1 protein-coding gene is annotated in these 287 nt (G+C 53.3%); it reads left to right on the forward strand.

Annotated features, from left to right (window positions below; all coding sequences use genetic code 11):
- Nucleotides 1-287: hypothetical protein (locus tag ACMUOY_RS20455; protein ID WP_413894556.1), on the forward strand; the 287-nt coding region annotated here is incomplete at both ends.

Consider the following 287-nt stretch of genomic DNA (forward strand, 5'->3'; position numbering starts at 1 on the left):
GCACTTACAAGGGTAATTACAGCCAGATGCGCGCAGAGCAACGCGAGCTCGAAGCGCTTAAAAATGAAACGATAGCCGGGAAGAAAACTGAAAAAGCGGCAGAATCCCGGCAAACCCGAAAGAAAAGCATCAATCCGCGGGTGCTGCGCGAGCTTGAGGAGCAGATCAGCCGGCTGGAAGAAGAGCTCGAGATCGTCTCAGGCAAGCTGGAGAATCCATTGGAAGCGGTGGAGTCCATTTCAGACCTGGGCGCTCAGTACAACACCTTAAAAAACGCGCTGGATGAG

This window comes from Candidatus Skiveiella danica, assembly GCF_022705245.1.
Taxonomy (GTDB): domain Bacteria; phylum Pseudomonadota; class Gammaproteobacteria; order Burkholderiales; family Burkholderiaceae_C; genus Skiveiella; species Skiveiella danica.